The following is a 15,263-nucleotide window of genomic DNA, read 5'->3' as shown; positions in this document are numbered from 1 at the left end:
TAGAATGCTTACAACTATCAAAAATGCCTGGAATATCCCAGAATTAAGAAAAAGAATTTTATTTACACTTGCTATGCTTTGTATCTTTAGACTTGGCGGTTTTATAACCGTTCCGTTTATCGATATAGCTGCAGTAGATTCAATGGTAAATAACAATTCAATGTTCGGACTTTTAAATATTATCTCTGGTAATAACTTTAGAACATTTTCTATTTTTGCTATGTCAATTACACCTTACATCAATGCATCAATTATTTTGCAATTATTGACAATAGCTATTCCGGCGTTAGAGAGACTTTCTCACCAAGGAGAAGAAGGAAGAAAGAAAATCTCTTCTTATACAAGATATTTGACTGTTGTTTTGGCATTAATTCAAGCACTTGGAATTTCATTTAGTTTTAAAGAAATTTTAACTAGTGATTCAGCACTTGCAATGGTTATGGTTGCACTTACAATAACAGCTGGTACAACATTCTTAATGTGGCTTGGAGAAAATATAACTGAACATGGTATCGGTAATGGTATATCAATTCTTATCTTTGCCGGTATTATAGCTAATATTCCATCAGCTTTAGGTTACTTGTATGAACAAGTAACTTCTGGTGCGATTAGTTCAGTAATGCTTATACTATTCTTAGTATTCGCTATTTTAGTTGTAGCGGGAGTTGTAGAAATAAATCAAGGAGTTAGAAAAATTCCTGTTCAATATGCAAAAAGAGTTGTTGGTAGGAAAATGTATGGTGGACAAAATACACATATTCCTCTAAAGATAAATCAATCAGGGGTTATGCCTATTATCTTCGCCAGTGTAATTACAATGTTCCCATCAACACTTGCATCTTTCTTCCCTAACTGGGGATTTTCAGCATGGCTAAGCAAAGCTTTAGCATGGGGAGGAACAGCTTCTACTATACTTTATATAGTGTTAATAATATTCTTCACATATTTTTACACTATTGTTACATTTAATCCTGATGATGTTGCTAAAAACTTAAAACAATACGGTGGATTTATTCCAGGTATCAGACCCGGTCATTCTACGATTGTTTATTTAAAAAGAACATTAAACAGACTTATGGTTGCCGGAAGTTTATTCCTAGTTGTTATAGCTGTACTTCCTATTATCGTAGGTAATGTAATGGATTTAAGTTTACAATTTGGTGGTACAAGTTTGCTTATCGTTGTAGGTGTTGCTCTTGAAACTGTAAATCAATTAGAACAACAAATGATTATGAGAAACTACAAAGGTTTCTTAAAATAGTAGGTGATTAAAATGAAATTAATACTTTTAGGCCCTCCAGGAGCTGGAAAGGGCACACAAGCAAGCAAAATTGTTGATAAATATAATTTAGTTCATATTTCTACAGGAGATATTTTTAGAAAAAATTTAAGTGAAAATACTCCTCTTGGTCAAAAAGCAAAAGAATATATGGATAAAGGTTTGCTTGTTCCTGATAATGTAACGGTTGAAATGGTTGAAGATAGATTATCTTGGGATGATATAGAAGGAAGCTATATGCTTGATGGTTTCCCAAGAACAATTTCTCAAGCAGAATCTTTGGATAAAATTCTTGAAAAAAATGGTGAAAAATTAGATTTGGCCCTTTGTATCGAAGCAGATTATTCACTACTTACAAAGAGAATTACTGGCAGAAGAATGTGCAAATGCGGTGCAACTTATCATGTAGAATTTCAACCACCAAAAACTGCAGGTATTTGCGATAAATGCGGTGGAGAATTATACCAAAGAGACGACGATAAAGAAGATACTGTAGTAAAAAGATTGAAAGAATATGAAGAAAAGACACAACCTCTAGTAGATTATTATAAAAAACAAAATATACTAAAAACAGTAAATGGGTCAAGAACAGTTGAAGAAGTATTTGAAGATATTTCAAAAATTCTTGATGAGTGTAAATAATGATTATATTAAAATCGAATCATGAAATAGAGCTTATGAAAAAAGCCGGAAAGATAACAGCAAAGGCTCATGAAGCTGTAAAAAAATATATTAAACCTGGTATGAGCACTCTTGAATTAGATAAGATAGTTGAAGATGTTATCTTATCTAATAATGCTATACCAACATTTAAAGGATATATGGATTATCCAAGAAATATATGTGCATCAATTAATAATGAAGTTGTACATGGAATTCCAAGCAAAGATGTTATCATTAAAGATGGAGACATAGTTAGTGTTGATATCGGAGCGACTTATGAAGGTTATGTTGGAGATCAAGCGAAAACTTTTATGGTAGGCAATGTGTCTGAAGAGGCAAAAAAACTTGTAGAAGTAACAAGACAAAGCTTTTATGAAGGTTTGAAATTCGTAAAAGAAGGATACAGAATAAGTGATGTATCAAGAGCTATTCAAGATTACGCTGAAAGTTATGGTTTTAGTTTGGTCAGAGATTATACAGGTCATGGAGTTGGACAAAACATGCATGAAGATCCTTCAGTTCCAAATTATGTTGGAATGAGAAAAGGTCCAAGACTTCAAAAAGGTATGACTATAGCCATTGAACCAATGGTTAATCAAGGAACATACGATGTTCATGTTTTGGATAATGGTTGGACAGTTGTTACCGATGATGGTAAACTTTCTGCCCATTATGAGCATTCCGTAGCTGTTACGGATGGTGAACCCATAATTTTAACTTTATTATAAGGTGAAATATGAAATATGAAATAGGCGATTTGGTGTTATCAAAAGCCGGAAGAGATAAATCAAGTTTTCTAATTGTGGTTGGTGTTTTGGATGATAAAATGGTTTTTCTTGCTGATGGAAAATCAAGAAAAATAGAAAAGCCGAAACTAAAAAAAATTAAACATATTTCCAAAATAAATGTAAAAAGTACATTAATTTGTGATAAAATAAAATATAATGAAAAAATTCCCAATGCACTTATTAGAAAAGAAATTGAGAGAATTAAAGAAGAATTGTAGGAGGATGTGTTTTAAGTGAGTAAAAGTGATTATGTGGAAGCAGAAGGAATTGTTGTTGAAGCAATGCCTAATACTACTTTTAAAGTAAAGTTGGATAACGGACACGAAATTACAGCACATATATCTGGAAAATTAAGAATGAACTACATTAAAATATTACCGGGAGATAAAGTAATTTTAGAAATTTCCCCATATGATTTAACAAAAGGTAGAATCATTTGGAGAGAAAAAGGTAAATAAAATTACTATATAGTAGGAGGAAAAAATAATGAAAGTAAGACCTAGTGTTAAGCCTATTTGTGAAAAATGCAAAGTTATTAAACGTAAAGGCAAAGTAATGGTTATTTGTGAAAATCCTAAACACAAACAAAAACAAGGTTAATTAATTTGGTATAAAGTATTTTGTCGCGGCTGGAATTTATCTGACAAAATCTTTTATATATATAAATTTTTAGAAAATAATAGTTAAACATTAAACTTAAAAAATCATACGGAGGTGCGATTGATGGCGAGAATAGCCGGCGTGGATTTACCTAAAGATAAAAGAGTAGAAATAGGTTTAACTTATATCTACGGAATTGGTCAAGCTACTTCTAATAATCTTTTGGCAAAAGCAGGAATCAATCCTGATACAAGAGTTAAAGATTTAACAGAAGATGAAGTTAACAAACTTCGTGCTCTAATTGATGAAGAAGTAACTGTTGAAGGTGACTTAAGAAGAGAAGTTTCACTTAACATAAAAAGACTAATGGAAATTGGTAGTTACAGAGGACTTAGACATCGTAGAGGATTACCTGTTAGAGGTCAAAAAAGTAAAACAAACGCTAGAACAAGAAAAGGTCCTAAGAAAACTGTAAGTAGAAAAAAATAAATAAATAGATAGATTATTATTCTCACAAATTAAGGAGGATTTAAAATTGGCTGCAAAGAAAGTAGTTAGAAGAGGAAAAAAGAGAGTTAAGAAAAACATTGAAAAAGGACAAGCGCATATTCGCTCTACTTTTAACAATACAATTGTTACTTTAACTGACGTTGCAGGTAATGCTTTGGCATGGTCAAGTGCCGGAGAATTAGGCTTCAAAGGTTCAAGAAAAAGTACTCCATATGCTGCTCAATCAGCTGCAACAGAAGCTGCTAAAAGAGCTATGGAACATGGTTTAAAAACTGTTGATGTATTTGTAAAGGGACCTGGTTCAGGTAGAGAAGCTGCAATCAGAGCACTTCAAGCTGCTGGACTAAACGTTATTTCAATTAAAGACGTTACTCCTATCCCTCACAATGGTTGTAGACCACCTAAACGTAGAAGAGTCTAATTTGGGTTAGTTAAATTTGTATTATAAAGAATTGAAAATTTGTAGGAGGAAAAAATTAATATGGCTGTAGATAGAGTTCCTGTTCTTAAAAGATGCAGATCTTTAGATTTAGATCCTGTATATTTAGGAATTGATAAAAAGTCAAACAGACAAGCAAAAAGATCTGGTAATTTAAGCGAATACGGTCTTCAATTACGTGAAAAACAAAAAGCGAAATTCATTTACGGAGTATTAGAAAAACCATTCAGAAATTACTACAAAAAAGCTGAAAAAATGAGTGGTGCTACAGGTGAAAATCTAATGACTTTATTAGAATCAAGACTTGATAACATCGTTTTCCGTATGGGATTTGCTAGAACAAGACGTGAAGCAAGACAAATCGTTGATCATAAACATGTACTTGTTAACGGTAAACAAGTTAACATTCCATCATACTTAACAAAAGCAGGAGATGTTATCGAAATTAAAGAAAAACATAAAAAATCTCCAAGATATAAAGAAATTGTTGAAGTGACTGGTTCACGTGTAGTTCCTGAATGGCTAGATGTAGACATTGAAAAATTAAGCGGAACTATCAAAGAACTTCCTAAACGTGAAGCAATAGATGTTCCTGTAAATGAAATTTTAATTGTCGAATTATATTCTAGATAAGATATAGTTTTGATATATTGTTGGTTATATTTAAGGAATTGAGAGGTTTTATATATGTTAGAATTTCAAAAACCTAATATTGAGATTGCGGAAATTAGTGCAGATAGAACTTACGGTAAGTTTGTTGTAGAACCACTTGAAAGAGGTTATGGTATGACAATCGGTAATTCTCTTAGAAGAATTATGTTATCATCATTACCTGGTGCTGCTGTAACAAACATTAAAATTGAAAATGTATTACATGAATTTGCTACAGTTGATGGTGTAGCAGAAGATGTATTGCAAATTATTCTAAATTTAAAAGAACTATCTGTAAAGTTACATTCTGATGGACCTGTGGATGTTCATATTCACGCTGAAGGAGAAGGAGAAGTAACTGCGGGAGATATAATTTGCGATAGCGATGTTGAAATTGTAAATCCTGATTTGCATATAGCTTCACTTATGAATGATGCTGTACTTGATATGACTATTACTATTGATAGCGGTACAGGATATGTTCCAAGCGAAAAGAATAAAAAGGAAGATATGCCAATAGGTACACTTCCTGTAGATAGTATTTTCACACCTGTAAAAAAAGCAAACTTTACTGTTGAAAATACAAGAGTTGGTAATGTTACTGATTATGATAAATTAAATATTGAAGTTTGGACAGACGGAACAATTTCTCCGGAAGAAGCTGTTTCACTTGCAGCAAAAGTAATCAATGACCATCTTCAATTATTTATAGATATGAATGCAAATTTACCAAATGCTAGTTTAATGGTTGAAAGAGAAGAAAACGAAAAAGAAAAAGTTTTAGAAATGTCAATTGACGAATTAGAACTTTCTGTTCGTTCAAGCAACTGCTTAAAGAGAACTAGTATAAATACGGTTGAAGAATTAATTTCAAGAAGTGAAGAAGATATGTCTAAAGTAAGAAACTTAGGTAAGAAATCTTTAAATGAAATTAAAAAGAAACTTGCTGAAATTGGTTTATCATTTAGACAAGGTGATGAATAGTAAACACTAATAAAGGAGGTTTATAATGTCAGGATATAGAAAACTTGGTAAAGCTAGTGATAAAAGAAAAGCTATGCTAAGAGGTTTAGTAACAGATACACTTAGATATGAAAGAATAAACACTACTCTATTTCGTGCAAAAGAAGCAAGAAAAATCGTTGATAAAATGATTACTTTAGGTAAACGTGGCGATTTACATGCTAGAAGACAAGCTCTTGCTTACATTTATGACAAACGTGTAGTTGATAAATTATTCAATGAAATTGCTCCAAAGTATGAAAACAGAAACGGTGGATACACAAGAATCTATAAACTTGGTGCAAGACGTGGTGACGGCGCTGAAACAGCGATTTTAGAGTTAGTAAGTGAATAATCTAATAAAATATAGTACAAAGGGACAGTATAAGCACTGTTCCTTTAGCTCTATATAATATATATTATAAATTTGTATAATTTGAAATTGTGTAAGTTTATAATATATATAAGAGAGAAAAAATATGAGCGAAATGATAGAAATAAAAAACGTTAATTATTCTTATAAGGATAATGAAGGTAAGACGATTGTAGAAGCATTGAAAGATGTTTCTTTTTGTGTTGAAAAGGGAAGTTTTGTTGGTATAATCGGAAGAAACGGTTCTGGAAAATCAACCCTTGCAAAACTATTAAATGGAATTTTACTTCCTGAAAGCGGCGATATTTTAATTGACGGAATGAATACCAAAGATGAAAAAAAGATATGGGATATCAGACAAAAAGCGGGTATGATATTTCAAAATCCGGATAATCAAATGGTTGCAACAATAGTAGAAGAAGATGTTGCTTTTGGACCTGAAAATTTAGGTGTTGAGCCAAGTGAAATAAGAAAAAGAGTCGATGAAGCGCTTTTAAGCGTAAGCATGAGTGAGTTTAGAGATAAAAAACCTCATGAACTTTCAGGTGGTCAAAAACAAAGGATTGCAATAGCAGGAATTCTTGCAATGAATCCTGAATGCATTATTTTAGATGAGCCTACTGCAATGTTAGACCCAAAAGGAAGAACTGAAGTAATTAATACAATAAAAAAATTAAATGAAAAAGGTACAACAATTGTATTAATAACTCATTATATGGAAGAAGTAGTAAGTGCCGATAAGGTAATAATTCTTGATAGAGGAGTAAAAGTTCTTGAAGATGAACCAAGAGAGGTTTTTGCAAAGGGTGATATTTTAAAAGAACTAATGCTTGAACCACCATATGCTACTAAAGTTGCTTATGAATTAAAGAAGCAAGGAAAAATAAAAAACGATAAAATCCTTACGTTAGATGAATTAGTGGAGGAAATATGTCAGTAAAAGTTGTAGATTTATGTCATACATACGGTAAAGACAGTATATTTGAATTTAAGGCTTTAAAAAATATAAATTTTGAAGTTGATAATGGGGAATTGGTTGGAATTATAGGTCATACAGGAAGCGGGAAATCCACTTTAATTCAACATATAAACAGGTTACTAACACCTACAAGCGGGGATATATTTTTAGATGATCTTAATATAAATGAAAAAGGTGTATTAATGAAAGATATATGCTCAAAAGTAGGGCTTGTATTTCAATACCCTGAATATCAATTATTTGAAGAAACAATATATAAAGATATTGCTTTTGGTCCTAAAAATATAGGCATGGAAGATATCGACGGGGCAGTAAGAAAAGCAATGGATATGGTTGGGTTGGATTTTGAAACCTATAAAGATAAATCTCCTTTTGATTTATCAGGGGGACAAAAAAGAAGAGTTGCAATAGCAGGTGTTATTGCTATGGATCCAGATGTACTTATATTGGACGAACCTGCAAGTGGATTAGACCCTGTGGGAAGAAAAGAGATACTTGACAATATATATAAACTTCATAAAGAAAATAATTTGACTACTTTTTTAGTGTCACATTCAATGACCGATGTTTGTGAATATGCAAGTAAAATAATGGTGTTTTCTTCGGGAGAATTAAAACTTTATGATACACCAAGAGAAGTTTTTAAAAATGTTGAACTTTTAAGAAGCATAGGCTTAAATGTTCCTGAAGGAAAAGAGCTTATGTTAAAACTTAAAGAAAAAGGACTTGATGTAGATACAAATTTATTTACATTTGCTGAAGTAATAAAAGAAATAGAAAGAGTTATATAAGGGAAAAAATATGCTAAATGATATTACAATAGGACAATATTATCCAACCGGATCGATGATTCATAAATTAGATCCGAGAAGTAAAATAATGGCTACTTTTTTGTATATGATTTTACTTTTTTTTGTTAAGTCTTTTATTGGATTTTTGGGAATGTTTATTTTATTATTGATTCCTTTAATTATTTCAAAAGTTCCGGTAGGATATCTTCTTAGAGGTTTAAAAGCGCTGATTATTATTATTTTATTTACCGTTTGTCTTAATATGTTTATGACACCCGGTAATGTAATATATCAATTAGGCTTTTTAAAGATAACTGATAAAGGACTTCATAATGCCATATTAATGGCTGTAAGGCTTGTTTTGCTTGTTACGGGTACTTCTTTATTAACACTTGTAACATCTCCTATATCCCTTACTGATGGCTTAGAAAGGCTAATGAAAAAAGTACCTTTATTAAAAAAATATGCGCATGAATTATCTATGATGATGAGTATTGCACTTAGATTTATTCCAACGCTTATGGAAGAAACAACAAGGATTATTAATGCTCAAAAATCAAGAGGTGCAGATTTCGAAAGTGGGAATCTTATAAACAGAGCAAAAGCTTTTATTCCGGTTTTAATTCCTTTATTCTTATCTGCTTTTCAAAGAGCCGAAGATTTAGCTCTTGCAATGGAAGCAAGATGTTATACGGGTGGAGAAAACAGAACAAGAATGAAAGAATTAAAGTATACAAAAAATGATTTTTATACTTATTTATATATTGTATTCATGATAATTTTTGTAGTAGTAACAAATATTCTTTATACGAAGGGGATTATTTAATGAGAAATATACTCCTTACAATACAATATGACGGTAAAAATTATGTTGGCTGGCAGATGCAAAATAACGGAATAAGTGTTGAAGAGAAAATAAAGACGGCTGTTGAAAGTCTTGTAAAAGAAGAGATTAAACTTTACGGAAGCGGAAGAACTGACAGCGGTGTTCATGCTTTAGGACAAAGAGCCAATTTTTATACAAATTCAAATATATCTATAGAAAAATTTCCTTATGGTATTAATGCATTTTTACCAAAGGATATAAGGGTAATAGAGGCAGAAGAAAAAGATGAGAATTTTCATGCCAGATATGATACCACGGGGAAAGAATATATGTATTTAATTTATAATAACAGTATAATGAATCCTCTTTTTATAGGAAGGGCCACTCATGTTTTTTATAAACTTGATTTGGATAAGATGACTAGAGCCTCAAAAAAACTTATTGGTGAGCATGATTTTGCTGGATTTATGGGAAGTGGCAGTAATGTTAAAAGTACCATAAGAGAAATATATGATATTAAAATAACTAAAAAAGATGATTTAATTATTTTCAAAATAAAAGGCAATGGCTTTTTATATAATATGGTAAGAATCATTGTTGCAAGCTTGATTGATATAGGAAGAGGAAGATTTGACGAAAATAGAATAGATGAAATCTTAGAAAGTAAAAACAGAAGCATGGCAAATGTTACGGCACCTGCTGAAGGGCTTTATTTAAAGGAAGTTTTTTACTAAAAACTTACATATTATAAAAAAATATATTGACATAAAAGGTAAAATAATCTAAAATATATAGGCTAGATATTTTTCGTGTATCGTTAGCCCCGTGCATGGAAAATGTAGAGCAGATAATTTAAAATAAAAAATATTATATGTATTGTGGAGGTTTAACGAAATGTTAACAAAGTCAACTAGTATTGCTAAACCCCAACAAATTGATAAAAAATGGTATGTAGTAGATGCTGAAGGCAAAACACTTGGTAGATTATGTAGTGAAGTTGCAAAAGTATTAACAGGTAAAAACAAACCTTGTTACACACCTAATATTGATACTGGGGATTATGTAATTGTAATTAATGCAGAAAAAATTCATCTTACTGGAAATAAATTATTAGACAAAAAATATTACAGACACACAGGATATCCTGGTGGAAGAAAAGAAGTAATGTACAAAGATTTAATTGCTAATAAACCAGAATTTGTAATCGAAAAAGCAGTTAAAGGTATGCTTCCAAAAAATAAACTTGGAAGAGCTCAATTTAAGAAATTAAAAGTATACGCAGGTAGCGAACATGAACATGCAGCACAAAAACCTGAAGTACTTGAAATTAAGTAGGAGGAATAGATGGCAGAACAAGTTATGGCTACAGGCAGAAGAAAAAATTCTGTTGCAAGAGTAGTTTTAAAACAAGGTAGTGGAAAAATAACTATTAATGGTAGAGATATAGAAGAATATTTCGGCGGTAATGATACACTTAAAGTAATTGTTAGACAATCATTAGTTTTAACAGATAATGCTGATAAATATGATGTAAGTGTAAATGTATATGGCGGCGGAATTTCTGGTCAAGCAGGAGCAATCAGACATGGTATTTCAAGAGCTTTAGTTGCAGAAAATCCTGACTTAAGAAAAGAAGTTAAAAAAGCAGGTTTCTTAACTAGAGATTCAAGAATGAAAGAAAGAAGAAAATATGGTCTTAAGAAAGCTAGAAAAGCTCCACAATTTTCAAAAAGATAATATATTATATATACAGAACAGCCTATGGCTGTTCTTTTTTTATTACGAAAATATAAATATTCTGAATGTTTTTAAATTGAAAAAGGGGTTTACTTTTTCCTACAAATATGGTAGGATATAAAAATTTTGAAAAACATATTGAAAAAAAGTGGAGGGAATCATGAAAAGAATATTAAGTATATTTCTTACAGTGATGCTAGTATTTAGTATTATAACCCCTATTTATGCATCTAACGAAGAAAACGTTAATGCTACAAATATTACATTTAACAAAGATGAATTAGTATTAAACGGTATAGGAGAATCATTTAAATTAGAGGCAGCGATTGAGCCTGCGTCATATGATAAAGACTTAATTTACTGGAACAGTACTGATAAAAATGTTGCAGGTGTAGATGCAGATGGTGTTGTTGTTTCTTCAGGGGTTGGGACAGCTACTATTTTTGCAATGACAGCAAAAGGAAAAAAGCAGAATGTAAAGTAACTGTAAATGAAGTTAAAATTAATGGAGTTAATGTAATAGGTCCTGAAAGTATTTACATGGGTGGTGGAGATTATTACTTTATTAAATATTTACCTTCAAATACTACAGACAGATACGTTACTTTAACATCATCAAATGAAGATATTGTATCATATCCAAAATCATTCTACAGTTCAAACAGCTTTAAGCTAACAGCAAAAAAAGTGGGTACTACAACAATAACAGTTAACATGGGAAATGGTGTAAGTACATCTTTTGAAGTTAGTGTAAAACCTGTTATGGCAAGTTCTTTAAGACTTGATTACAATACTTTAAATTTATTTAAAGATGAAGAAAAAGTTATAAAATATGAAGTTTTGCCTAAGAATACAACTGATAAAACAGTAAAATGGGAAAGCAGTAATCCTGAAATTGCTACAGTTGATAATAATGGTAAAATAAAAGCAATTAAAGAAGGGAAAACAATAATTACTGCAAGTACAGTAAATTATATTGTAAAAACAGTTGAAGTAAATGTTTCACCAAAAAAGGTAACAGGTATTTCTCTTGATAAAGAAAATGTAACATTAGATGTAGACGATACTGTAAAATTAAATGCATCAATTTATCCAATAGATGCTAAAAATCAAGATGTAAAATAGGAAAGTGAAAATATTAATATTGCTAATGTAGATGAAAATAGAGTTGTAACAGCTCAAAATTCAGGAAATACAAAAGTTAAAGCAATTTCTAAAGAAAATGGAAATATTATTGCTGTTTGCAGTATTAATGTAAATAAAGTTAAAACAGAAAGTGTTAAATTAAATAAAACAAATGTACAATTAAATAAATTGACTGATGTTGTATATTTAACAGGAGAAGTTTATCCTTCAAATGCAGATGATAAGACAATACAGTGGAGCAGTAGCAATACAAAAGTTGCAAAAGTTGAAAATGGTAAAATTACACCTGTTGCAGACGGAAGCGCAGTTATTAAAGCTCAAACAAAAGATGGGAAAATAGCATATTGCAATGTTAAAGTTAATCTACCAAAAAAGAAAATTACAGTTGGAAAAGTAAATTCATTAAAAATAAAAAGTGGAAAGAAAAATGCAACAATAACAATTTCAAAAGCTTCAAATGCAAAATATTATGAAATTTACAGATCAACAAATAAATCAACAGGATTTAAAAAAGTTGCAACTGTGAAATCAACAAAATATGTGAATAAAAAACTTACATCAAAGAAAACTTATTACTACAAAGTAAGAGCCGTAAACGGAAGTTCAAAAGGTTCTTTCTCAAAAGTATATAAAGTAAAAGTAAAATAAAAAACATCCTTATGGATGTTTTTTATTTTACTTGCTATTGAATAAAATGTATATTTTTGATATCCTTTTTTATATCAATTTAAAATATGGAGAAAGAATTTGAGAAAATTAGCGGTACTTGGACCAAAGGGAACATTCAGCGATAATGCTTGCAGCGTGTTTTTAAGTGAGGAAAAGGAAGATTTTGATGTATTATATTATAATACTATTGATGAAACTTTTCACAGCATTGGTAAAGAATGTGATATGGGAATAATTCCAATAGAAAATACACTTGATGGATTTGTTCAAAGAACACTCGATTTACTTCTTGAAATGGATGTTCATATTGTAAGAGAGATAAGTGTTCCTGTTCAGTTTTCTTTTATAGGTAACAGTGAAAATATTGAGCAAATAAAAAAAATATATGTTCAATTTAAAACAAACGGACAATGCAGAAAGTTTTTAGACTCTTTGAAGGGTGTAAATATTATTACAACTGACAGCAATATGGAATCTTATAATAACGTAAGTAAGGGGATATTGGCAGAAGGCGGTATAATACCTATGCATATGCTAAAATATGCAAATGCAAAATATAAAATAGATAATGTAACAGATGCATCTAATAATTTGACAAGATTTGTTGTTGTGGAAAAAGGCGAAAATAAATGTACGGCTCAAAATAATAAACATTTTAAAGTTCCTATGTATATTATGCCAAATGTTGATAGACCCGGAATTCTTTTTGATATATTACATGAGTTTTCCATAAATAAAATAAACTTGGTTGCAATAATGTCCAGACCAACAAAAAAAGATATGGGTAAATATAATTTTTATTTGGAAATTGACGGGGAAAATGATCAAATTGAAATAGTAAAAAAATCGTTGGATAATGTAAAAAAACAATATGGATTAAAAGTATTAGGATTTTATTCAATATAAAAGACCGCTTTAACGGTCTTTTTTTAATATAGTAAGTGCTTTCTTATATTTTTCTATCCTTTGTAAATCTTTGTTTGTAATTTTAGATAATCTATTTACATCAAGATTATGTTCAAGGTCTAAGATTTTAATTTTTTTAGCTAGTGTATTTGATTTAATTTTATTTATGTAAGAAAAATAATCTTCATTTCTTTTTCTTGTTAAACAAGATAAAGCATTTATTACATTTTTATTAAAGCCAAAGTCTATTAAATCTTTTTTTGTAATATTACTGTCTTCCATTACATCATGTAAAAGTGCAGTAATTATTTCATCTTCGTTATGTAGCATTTTTGCAATATGAAGAGGGTGGTTTATATAGGGCTCCCTTCCTTTATCAAATTGGTTTTCATGTGCTTTATATGCAATTTTTAGTGCTTTTTCTATGTTTTTATTTTGCATTTTATTACCTCTTTTATATTATATCATAAAAAAATTTGATTAAATTTGTGCATTAGTGGACTTTATTAAAAAAAACGAATATAATACATAGATATGGCATATATTTTGCTATATTATTTTGAAGCAAGTATCTGAATAGGAGGGGTAATAATGAAGTTTGCAGATAGAATGGATATGTTCCAAGAAGGGATTTTTTCCAAACTTGCTCATTTAAAAGAAGAAAAAATAAAAGAGGGAATGCATGTAATTGATTTAAGCGTAGGCGCTCCAAATATTCCGCCTGCAAAGCATATTGTAGATGCTTTAATAAAACAAGCCGGGAATTTGGAAAGTTATTTGTATCCTTTAAATGATAAAGAAGATTTAAAACAGGCTGTGAAAGTATGGTATAAAAATAGATACGGCGTTGATATTGATCCTGAAAGTGAAGTTACATCTTTACTTGGTTCACAAGAAGGTCTTGCTCATATAGCACTTTCAATAGTTAATCCTGGAGATACTGTTTTAGTTCCGGATCCATGCTATCCTGTTTTTGCCGATGGTCCAAGACTTGCAGGGGCAAAGCTATACTATATGCCTCAAAGAGAAGAGAATGGTTATATAATTGATTTAGACGAGATACCGGAGGATATAAGAAGAGAAGCTAAGTTTATGGTAGTTTCATACCCTAATAATCCAACAACAGCTATGGCGCCTGACAGCTTCTATAAAAAGCTAATAGCTTTTGCAAAAAAATATGATATTATTGTTCTTCATGACAATGCATACAGCGATTTGGTTTTTGACGGGAATACCTGTGGAAGTTTTCTTTGTTATGAAGGTGCAAAAGATGTAGGGGTAGAATTCAATTCTTTGTCAAAAACATATGGACTTGCAGGGGCAAGGGTAGGTTTTTGTATTGGTAATAAAGAAGTAGTTAAAAACTTATCAAATTTAAAGTCAAATATGGATTATGGTATGTTTTTACCTGTTCAAAAGGCGGCAATTGCTGCTATAACAGGAGATCAATCTTGTGTTGAAACCGTAAGAAAAGCATACGAAAACAGGAGAAATATTCTTTGTGACGGATTAAATGAAATAGGATGGAAAATGAATAGATGTCCTGCAACAATGTTTGTATGGGCAAAGATTCCAAGCAAGTATACTTCTTCAGAGAAATTTTGTATAGAACTTCTTGATAAAACCGGAGTTTTGGTTACTCCCGGAAGTGCTTTTGGACCATCGGGAGAAGGCCATGTGAGAATGGCACTTGTTCAAGATGAAGTTGAGATGAAAAAAGCAATTGAAAGCATAAAAAACAGCGATATATTAAAATAAAAATTTGAATGTACATTGATTTATTTCTTTGTACATTCTTATATTTTATAGGGGAATAATAAAAAGAAATAAGGAAAATTTTTCTCATTATTGTAAATAAAAAATTTTTATGATAATATCAGTTTAATGTAAAAAAGGAGGGGACA

Annotated in this window: 23 protein-coding genes; 22 read left to right on the top strand and 1 reads right to left on the bottom strand. The window is 30.5% G+C overall.

Going from position 1 to position 15,263, the window contains the following annotated elements; translation table 11 throughout:
• The first annotated feature begins 4 nt into the window (after positions 1-4).
• From secY to ACTQYZ_RS05215, 21 genes are all read left to right on the top strand, one after another.
• Positions 5-1,261: a preprotein translocase subunit SecY gene (gene secY, locus ACTQYZ_RS05315; RefSeq protein ID WP_441023380.1), complete on the top strand. Its 1,257-nt coding sequence runs from the start codon at positions 5-7 to the stop codon at positions 1,259-1,261.
• Positions 1,262-1,273: 12 nt separating this feature from the next.
• The gene (locus ACTQYZ_RS05310) at positions 1,274-1,921 is read left to right on the top strand and encodes an adenylate kinase (RefSeq protein ID WP_441416157.1); all 648 of its coding nucleotides are present in this window, start codon (positions 1,274-1,276) and stop codon (positions 1,919-1,921) included.
• Positions 1,921-2,670, top strand: a complete 750-nt coding sequence (gene map / locus ACTQYZ_RS05305; RefSeq protein ID WP_441416156.1) for a type I methionyl aminopeptidase — start codon at positions 1,921-1,923, stop codon at positions 2,668-2,670. The genes ACTQYZ_RS05310 and map overlap by 1 nt, the downstream gene beginning before the upstream one ends.
• A gap of 8 nt (positions 2,671-2,678) precedes the next feature.
• Positions 2,679-2,948 (top strand): RNA-binding protein, encoded by a 270-nt coding sequence (locus ACTQYZ_RS05300; RefSeq protein WP_441416155.1) that lies wholly within the window; start codon positions 2,679-2,681, stop codon positions 2,946-2,948.
• A gap of 15 nt (positions 2,949-2,963) precedes the next feature.
• The gene (gene infA / locus ACTQYZ_RS05295; protein WP_138268580.1) at positions 2,964-3,188 is read left to right on the top strand and encodes a translation initiation factor IF-1; all 225 of its coding nucleotides are present in this window, start codon (positions 2,964-2,966) and stop codon (positions 3,186-3,188) included.
• Between the two features lie 28 nt (positions 3,189-3,216).
• Positions 3,217-3,330, top strand: coding sequence for a 50S ribosomal protein L36 (rpmJ, locus tag ACTQYZ_RS05290; protein ID WP_002509257.1), 114 nt, complete (start codon positions 3,217-3,219; stop codon positions 3,328-3,330).
• Between the two features lie 123 nt (positions 3,331-3,453).
• Entirely contained in the window at positions 3,454-3,819 is a 366-nt protein-coding gene (gene rpsM / locus ACTQYZ_RS05285) for a 30S ribosomal protein S13 (RefSeq protein ID WP_138268579.1), read from the top strand.
• A 46-nt stretch (positions 3,820-3,865) separates the two neighbouring features.
• Positions 3,866-4,261 (top strand): 30S ribosomal protein S11, encoded by a 396-nt coding sequence (gene rpsK, locus ACTQYZ_RS05280; protein ID WP_138268578.1) that lies wholly within the window; start codon positions 3,866-3,868, stop codon positions 4,259-4,261.
• A gap of 60 nt (positions 4,262-4,321) precedes the next feature.
• Positions 4,322-4,912, top strand: a complete 591-nt coding sequence (gene rpsD, locus ACTQYZ_RS05275; RefSeq protein WP_138268577.1) for a 30S ribosomal protein S4 — start codon at positions 4,322-4,324, stop codon at positions 4,910-4,912.
• Between the two features lie 54 nt (positions 4,913-4,966).
• On the top strand, positions 4,967-5,914 hold the full coding sequence (locus tag ACTQYZ_RS05270; RefSeq protein ID WP_138268576.1) for a DNA-directed RNA polymerase subunit alpha: 948 nt from the start codon (positions 4,967-4,969) through the stop codon (positions 5,912-5,914).
• Between the two features lie 25 nt (positions 5,915-5,939).
• A complete protein-coding gene (gene rplQ, locus ACTQYZ_RS05265; protein WP_138268575.1) occupies positions 5,940-6,287 on the top strand; it encodes a 50S ribosomal protein L17 in 348 nt (115 codons plus the stop codon).
• A 124-nt stretch (positions 6,288-6,411) separates the two neighbouring features.
• Complete coding sequence (locus ACTQYZ_RS05260; RefSeq protein ID WP_329383608.1) at positions 6,412-7,245, top strand: energy-coupling factor transporter ATPase; 834 nt, start codon at positions 6,412-6,414, stop codon at positions 7,243-7,245.
• A complete protein-coding gene (locus ACTQYZ_RS05255) occupies positions 7,236-8,075 on the top strand; it encodes an energy-coupling factor transporter ATPase (protein ID WP_441023368.1) in 840 nt (279 codons plus the stop codon). The genes ACTQYZ_RS05260 and ACTQYZ_RS05255 overlap by 10 nt, the downstream gene beginning before the upstream one ends.
• A 10-nt stretch (positions 8,076-8,085) precedes the next feature.
• Positions 8,086-8,901 (top strand): energy-coupling factor transporter transmembrane component T family protein, encoded by an 816-nt coding sequence (locus ACTQYZ_RS05250; protein WP_329383601.1) that lies wholly within the window; start codon positions 8,086-8,088, stop codon positions 8,899-8,901.
• Positions 8,901-9,635, top strand: a complete 735-nt coding sequence (gene truA / locus ACTQYZ_RS05245; protein ID WP_441416154.1) for a tRNA pseudouridine(38-40) synthase TruA — start codon at positions 8,901-8,903, stop codon at positions 9,633-9,635. Before ACTQYZ_RS05250 ends, truA begins: the two co-directional genes overlap by 1 nt.
• A gap of 160 nt (positions 9,636-9,795) precedes the next feature.
• Positions 9,796-10,236, top strand: a complete 441-nt coding sequence (rplM, locus tag ACTQYZ_RS05240; protein WP_441023364.1) for a 50S ribosomal protein L13 — start codon at positions 9,796-9,798, stop codon at positions 10,234-10,236.
• Between the two features lie 9 nt (positions 10,237-10,245).
• Entirely contained in the window at positions 10,246-10,638 is a 393-nt protein-coding gene (rpsI, locus tag ACTQYZ_RS05235) for a 30S ribosomal protein S9 (protein ID WP_138268569.1), read from the top strand.
• 160 nt (positions 10,639-10,798) lie between these two features.
• Complete coding sequence (locus ACTQYZ_RS05230) at positions 10,799-11,122, top strand: Ig-like domain-containing protein (protein WP_441416153.1); 324 nt, start codon at positions 10,799-10,801, stop codon at positions 11,120-11,122.
• 56 nt (positions 11,123-11,178) lie between these two features.
• A complete protein-coding gene (locus tag ACTQYZ_RS05225) occupies positions 11,179-11,763 on the top strand; it encodes an Ig-like domain-containing protein (RefSeq protein WP_441023359.1) in 585 nt (194 codons plus the stop codon).
• Positions 11,764-11,775: 12 nt separating this feature from the next.
• Positions 11,776-12,432, top strand: a complete 657-nt coding sequence (locus ACTQYZ_RS05220) for an Ig-like domain-containing protein (RefSeq protein WP_441023444.1) — start codon at positions 11,776-11,778, stop codon at positions 12,430-12,432.
• A gap of 99 nt (positions 12,433-12,531) precedes the next feature.
• On the top strand, positions 12,532-13,359 hold the full coding sequence (locus ACTQYZ_RS05215; RefSeq protein ID WP_441023357.1) for a prephenate dehydratase: 828 nt from the start codon (positions 12,532-12,534) through the stop codon (positions 13,357-13,359).
• Positions 13,360-13,368: 9 nt separating this feature from the next.
• Here the strand turns inward: ACTQYZ_RS05215 and ACTQYZ_RS05210 are convergent, their stop codons facing one another.
• On the bottom strand, positions 13,369-13,800 hold the full coding sequence (locus ACTQYZ_RS05210; protein WP_441023354.1) for an HD domain-containing protein: 432 nt from the start codon (positions 13,798-13,800) through the stop codon (positions 13,369-13,371).
• Between the two features lie 150 nt (positions 13,801-13,950).
• Here ACTQYZ_RS05210 and ACTQYZ_RS05205 point away from each other — a divergent pair, with 150 nt between their 5' ends.
• The gene (locus tag ACTQYZ_RS05205) at positions 13,951-15,117 is read left to right on the top strand and encodes an aminotransferase class I/II-fold pyridoxal phosphate-dependent enzyme (protein WP_441416152.1); all 1,167 of its coding nucleotides are present in this window, start codon (positions 13,951-13,953) and stop codon (positions 15,115-15,117) included.
• Positions 15,118-15,263: the final 146 nt, after the last annotated feature.

Source organism: Anaerofustis sp. LCP19S3_F7 (assembly GCF_052119445.1).
Taxonomy (GTDB): Bacteria; Bacillota; Clostridia; order Eubacteriales; family Anaerofustaceae; genus Anaerofustis; species Anaerofustis butyriciformans.
This window is presented reverse-complemented; position numbering and strand designations above follow the sequence as displayed.

Coding starts and splice junctions, on each gene's coding strand:
- ACTQYZ_RS05255 (WP_441023368.1), top strand. CDS start 7,236: ATGTCAGTAAAAGTTGTAGATTTATGTCATACATACGGTAAAGACAGT.
- ACTQYZ_RS05250 (WP_329383601.1), top strand. CDS start 8,086: ATGCTAAATGATATTACAATAGGACAATATTATCCAACCGGATCGATG.
- ACTQYZ_RS05210 (WP_441023354.1), bottom strand. CDS start 13,800: ATGCAAAATAAAAACATAGAAAAAGCACTAAAAATTGCATATAAAGCA.
- ACTQYZ_RS05230 (WP_441416153.1), top strand. CDS start 10,799: ATGAAAAGAATATTAAGTATATTTCTTACAGTGATGCTAGTATTTAGT.
- rpsD (WP_138268577.1), top strand. CDS start 4,322: ATGGCTGTAGATAGAGTTCCTGTTCTTAAAAGATGCAGATCTTTAGAT.
- ACTQYZ_RS05205 (WP_441416152.1), top strand. CDS start 13,951: ATGAAGTTTGCAGATAGAATGGATATGTTCCAAGAAGGGATTTTTTCC.
- ACTQYZ_RS05225 (WP_441023359.1), top strand. CDS start 11,179: ATGGGTGGTGGAGATTATTACTTTATTAAATATTTACCTTCAAATACT.
- rpsI (WP_138268569.1), top strand. CDS start 10,246: ATGGCAGAACAAGTTATGGCTACAGGCAGAAGAAAAAATTCTGTTGCA.
- secY (WP_441023380.1), top strand. CDS start 5: ATGCTTACAACTATCAAAAATGCCTGGAATATCCCAGAATTAAGAAAA.
- map (WP_441416156.1), top strand. CDS start 1,921: ATGATTATATTAAAATCGAATCATGAAATAGAGCTTATGAAAAAAGCC.
- rplM (WP_441023364.1), top strand. CDS start 9,796: ATGTTAACAAAGTCAACTAGTATTGCTAAACCCCAACAAATTGATAAA.
- ACTQYZ_RS05260 (WP_329383608.1), top strand. CDS start 6,412: ATGAGCGAAATGATAGAAATAAAAAACGTTAATTATTCTTATAAGGAT.
- ACTQYZ_RS05310 (WP_441416157.1), top strand. CDS start 1,274: ATGAAATTAATACTTTTAGGCCCTCCAGGAGCTGGAAAGGGCACACAA.
- rplQ (WP_138268575.1), top strand. CDS start 5,940: ATGTCAGGATATAGAAAACTTGGTAAAGCTAGTGATAAAAGAAAAGCT.
- ACTQYZ_RS05300 (WP_441416155.1), top strand. CDS start 2,679: ATGAAATATGAAATAGGCGATTTGGTGTTATCAAAAGCCGGAAGAGAT.
- rpsM (WP_138268579.1), top strand. CDS start 3,454: ATGGCGAGAATAGCCGGCGTGGATTTACCTAAAGATAAAAGAGTAGAA.
- ACTQYZ_RS05270 (WP_138268576.1), top strand. CDS start 4,967: ATGTTAGAATTTCAAAAACCTAATATTGAGATTGCGGAAATTAGTGCA.
- truA (WP_441416154.1), top strand. CDS start 8,901: ATGAGAAATATACTCCTTACAATACAATATGACGGTAAAAATTATGTT.
- rpmJ (WP_002509257.1), top strand. CDS start 3,217: ATGAAAGTAAGACCTAGTGTTAAGCCTATTTGTGAAAAATGCAAAGTT.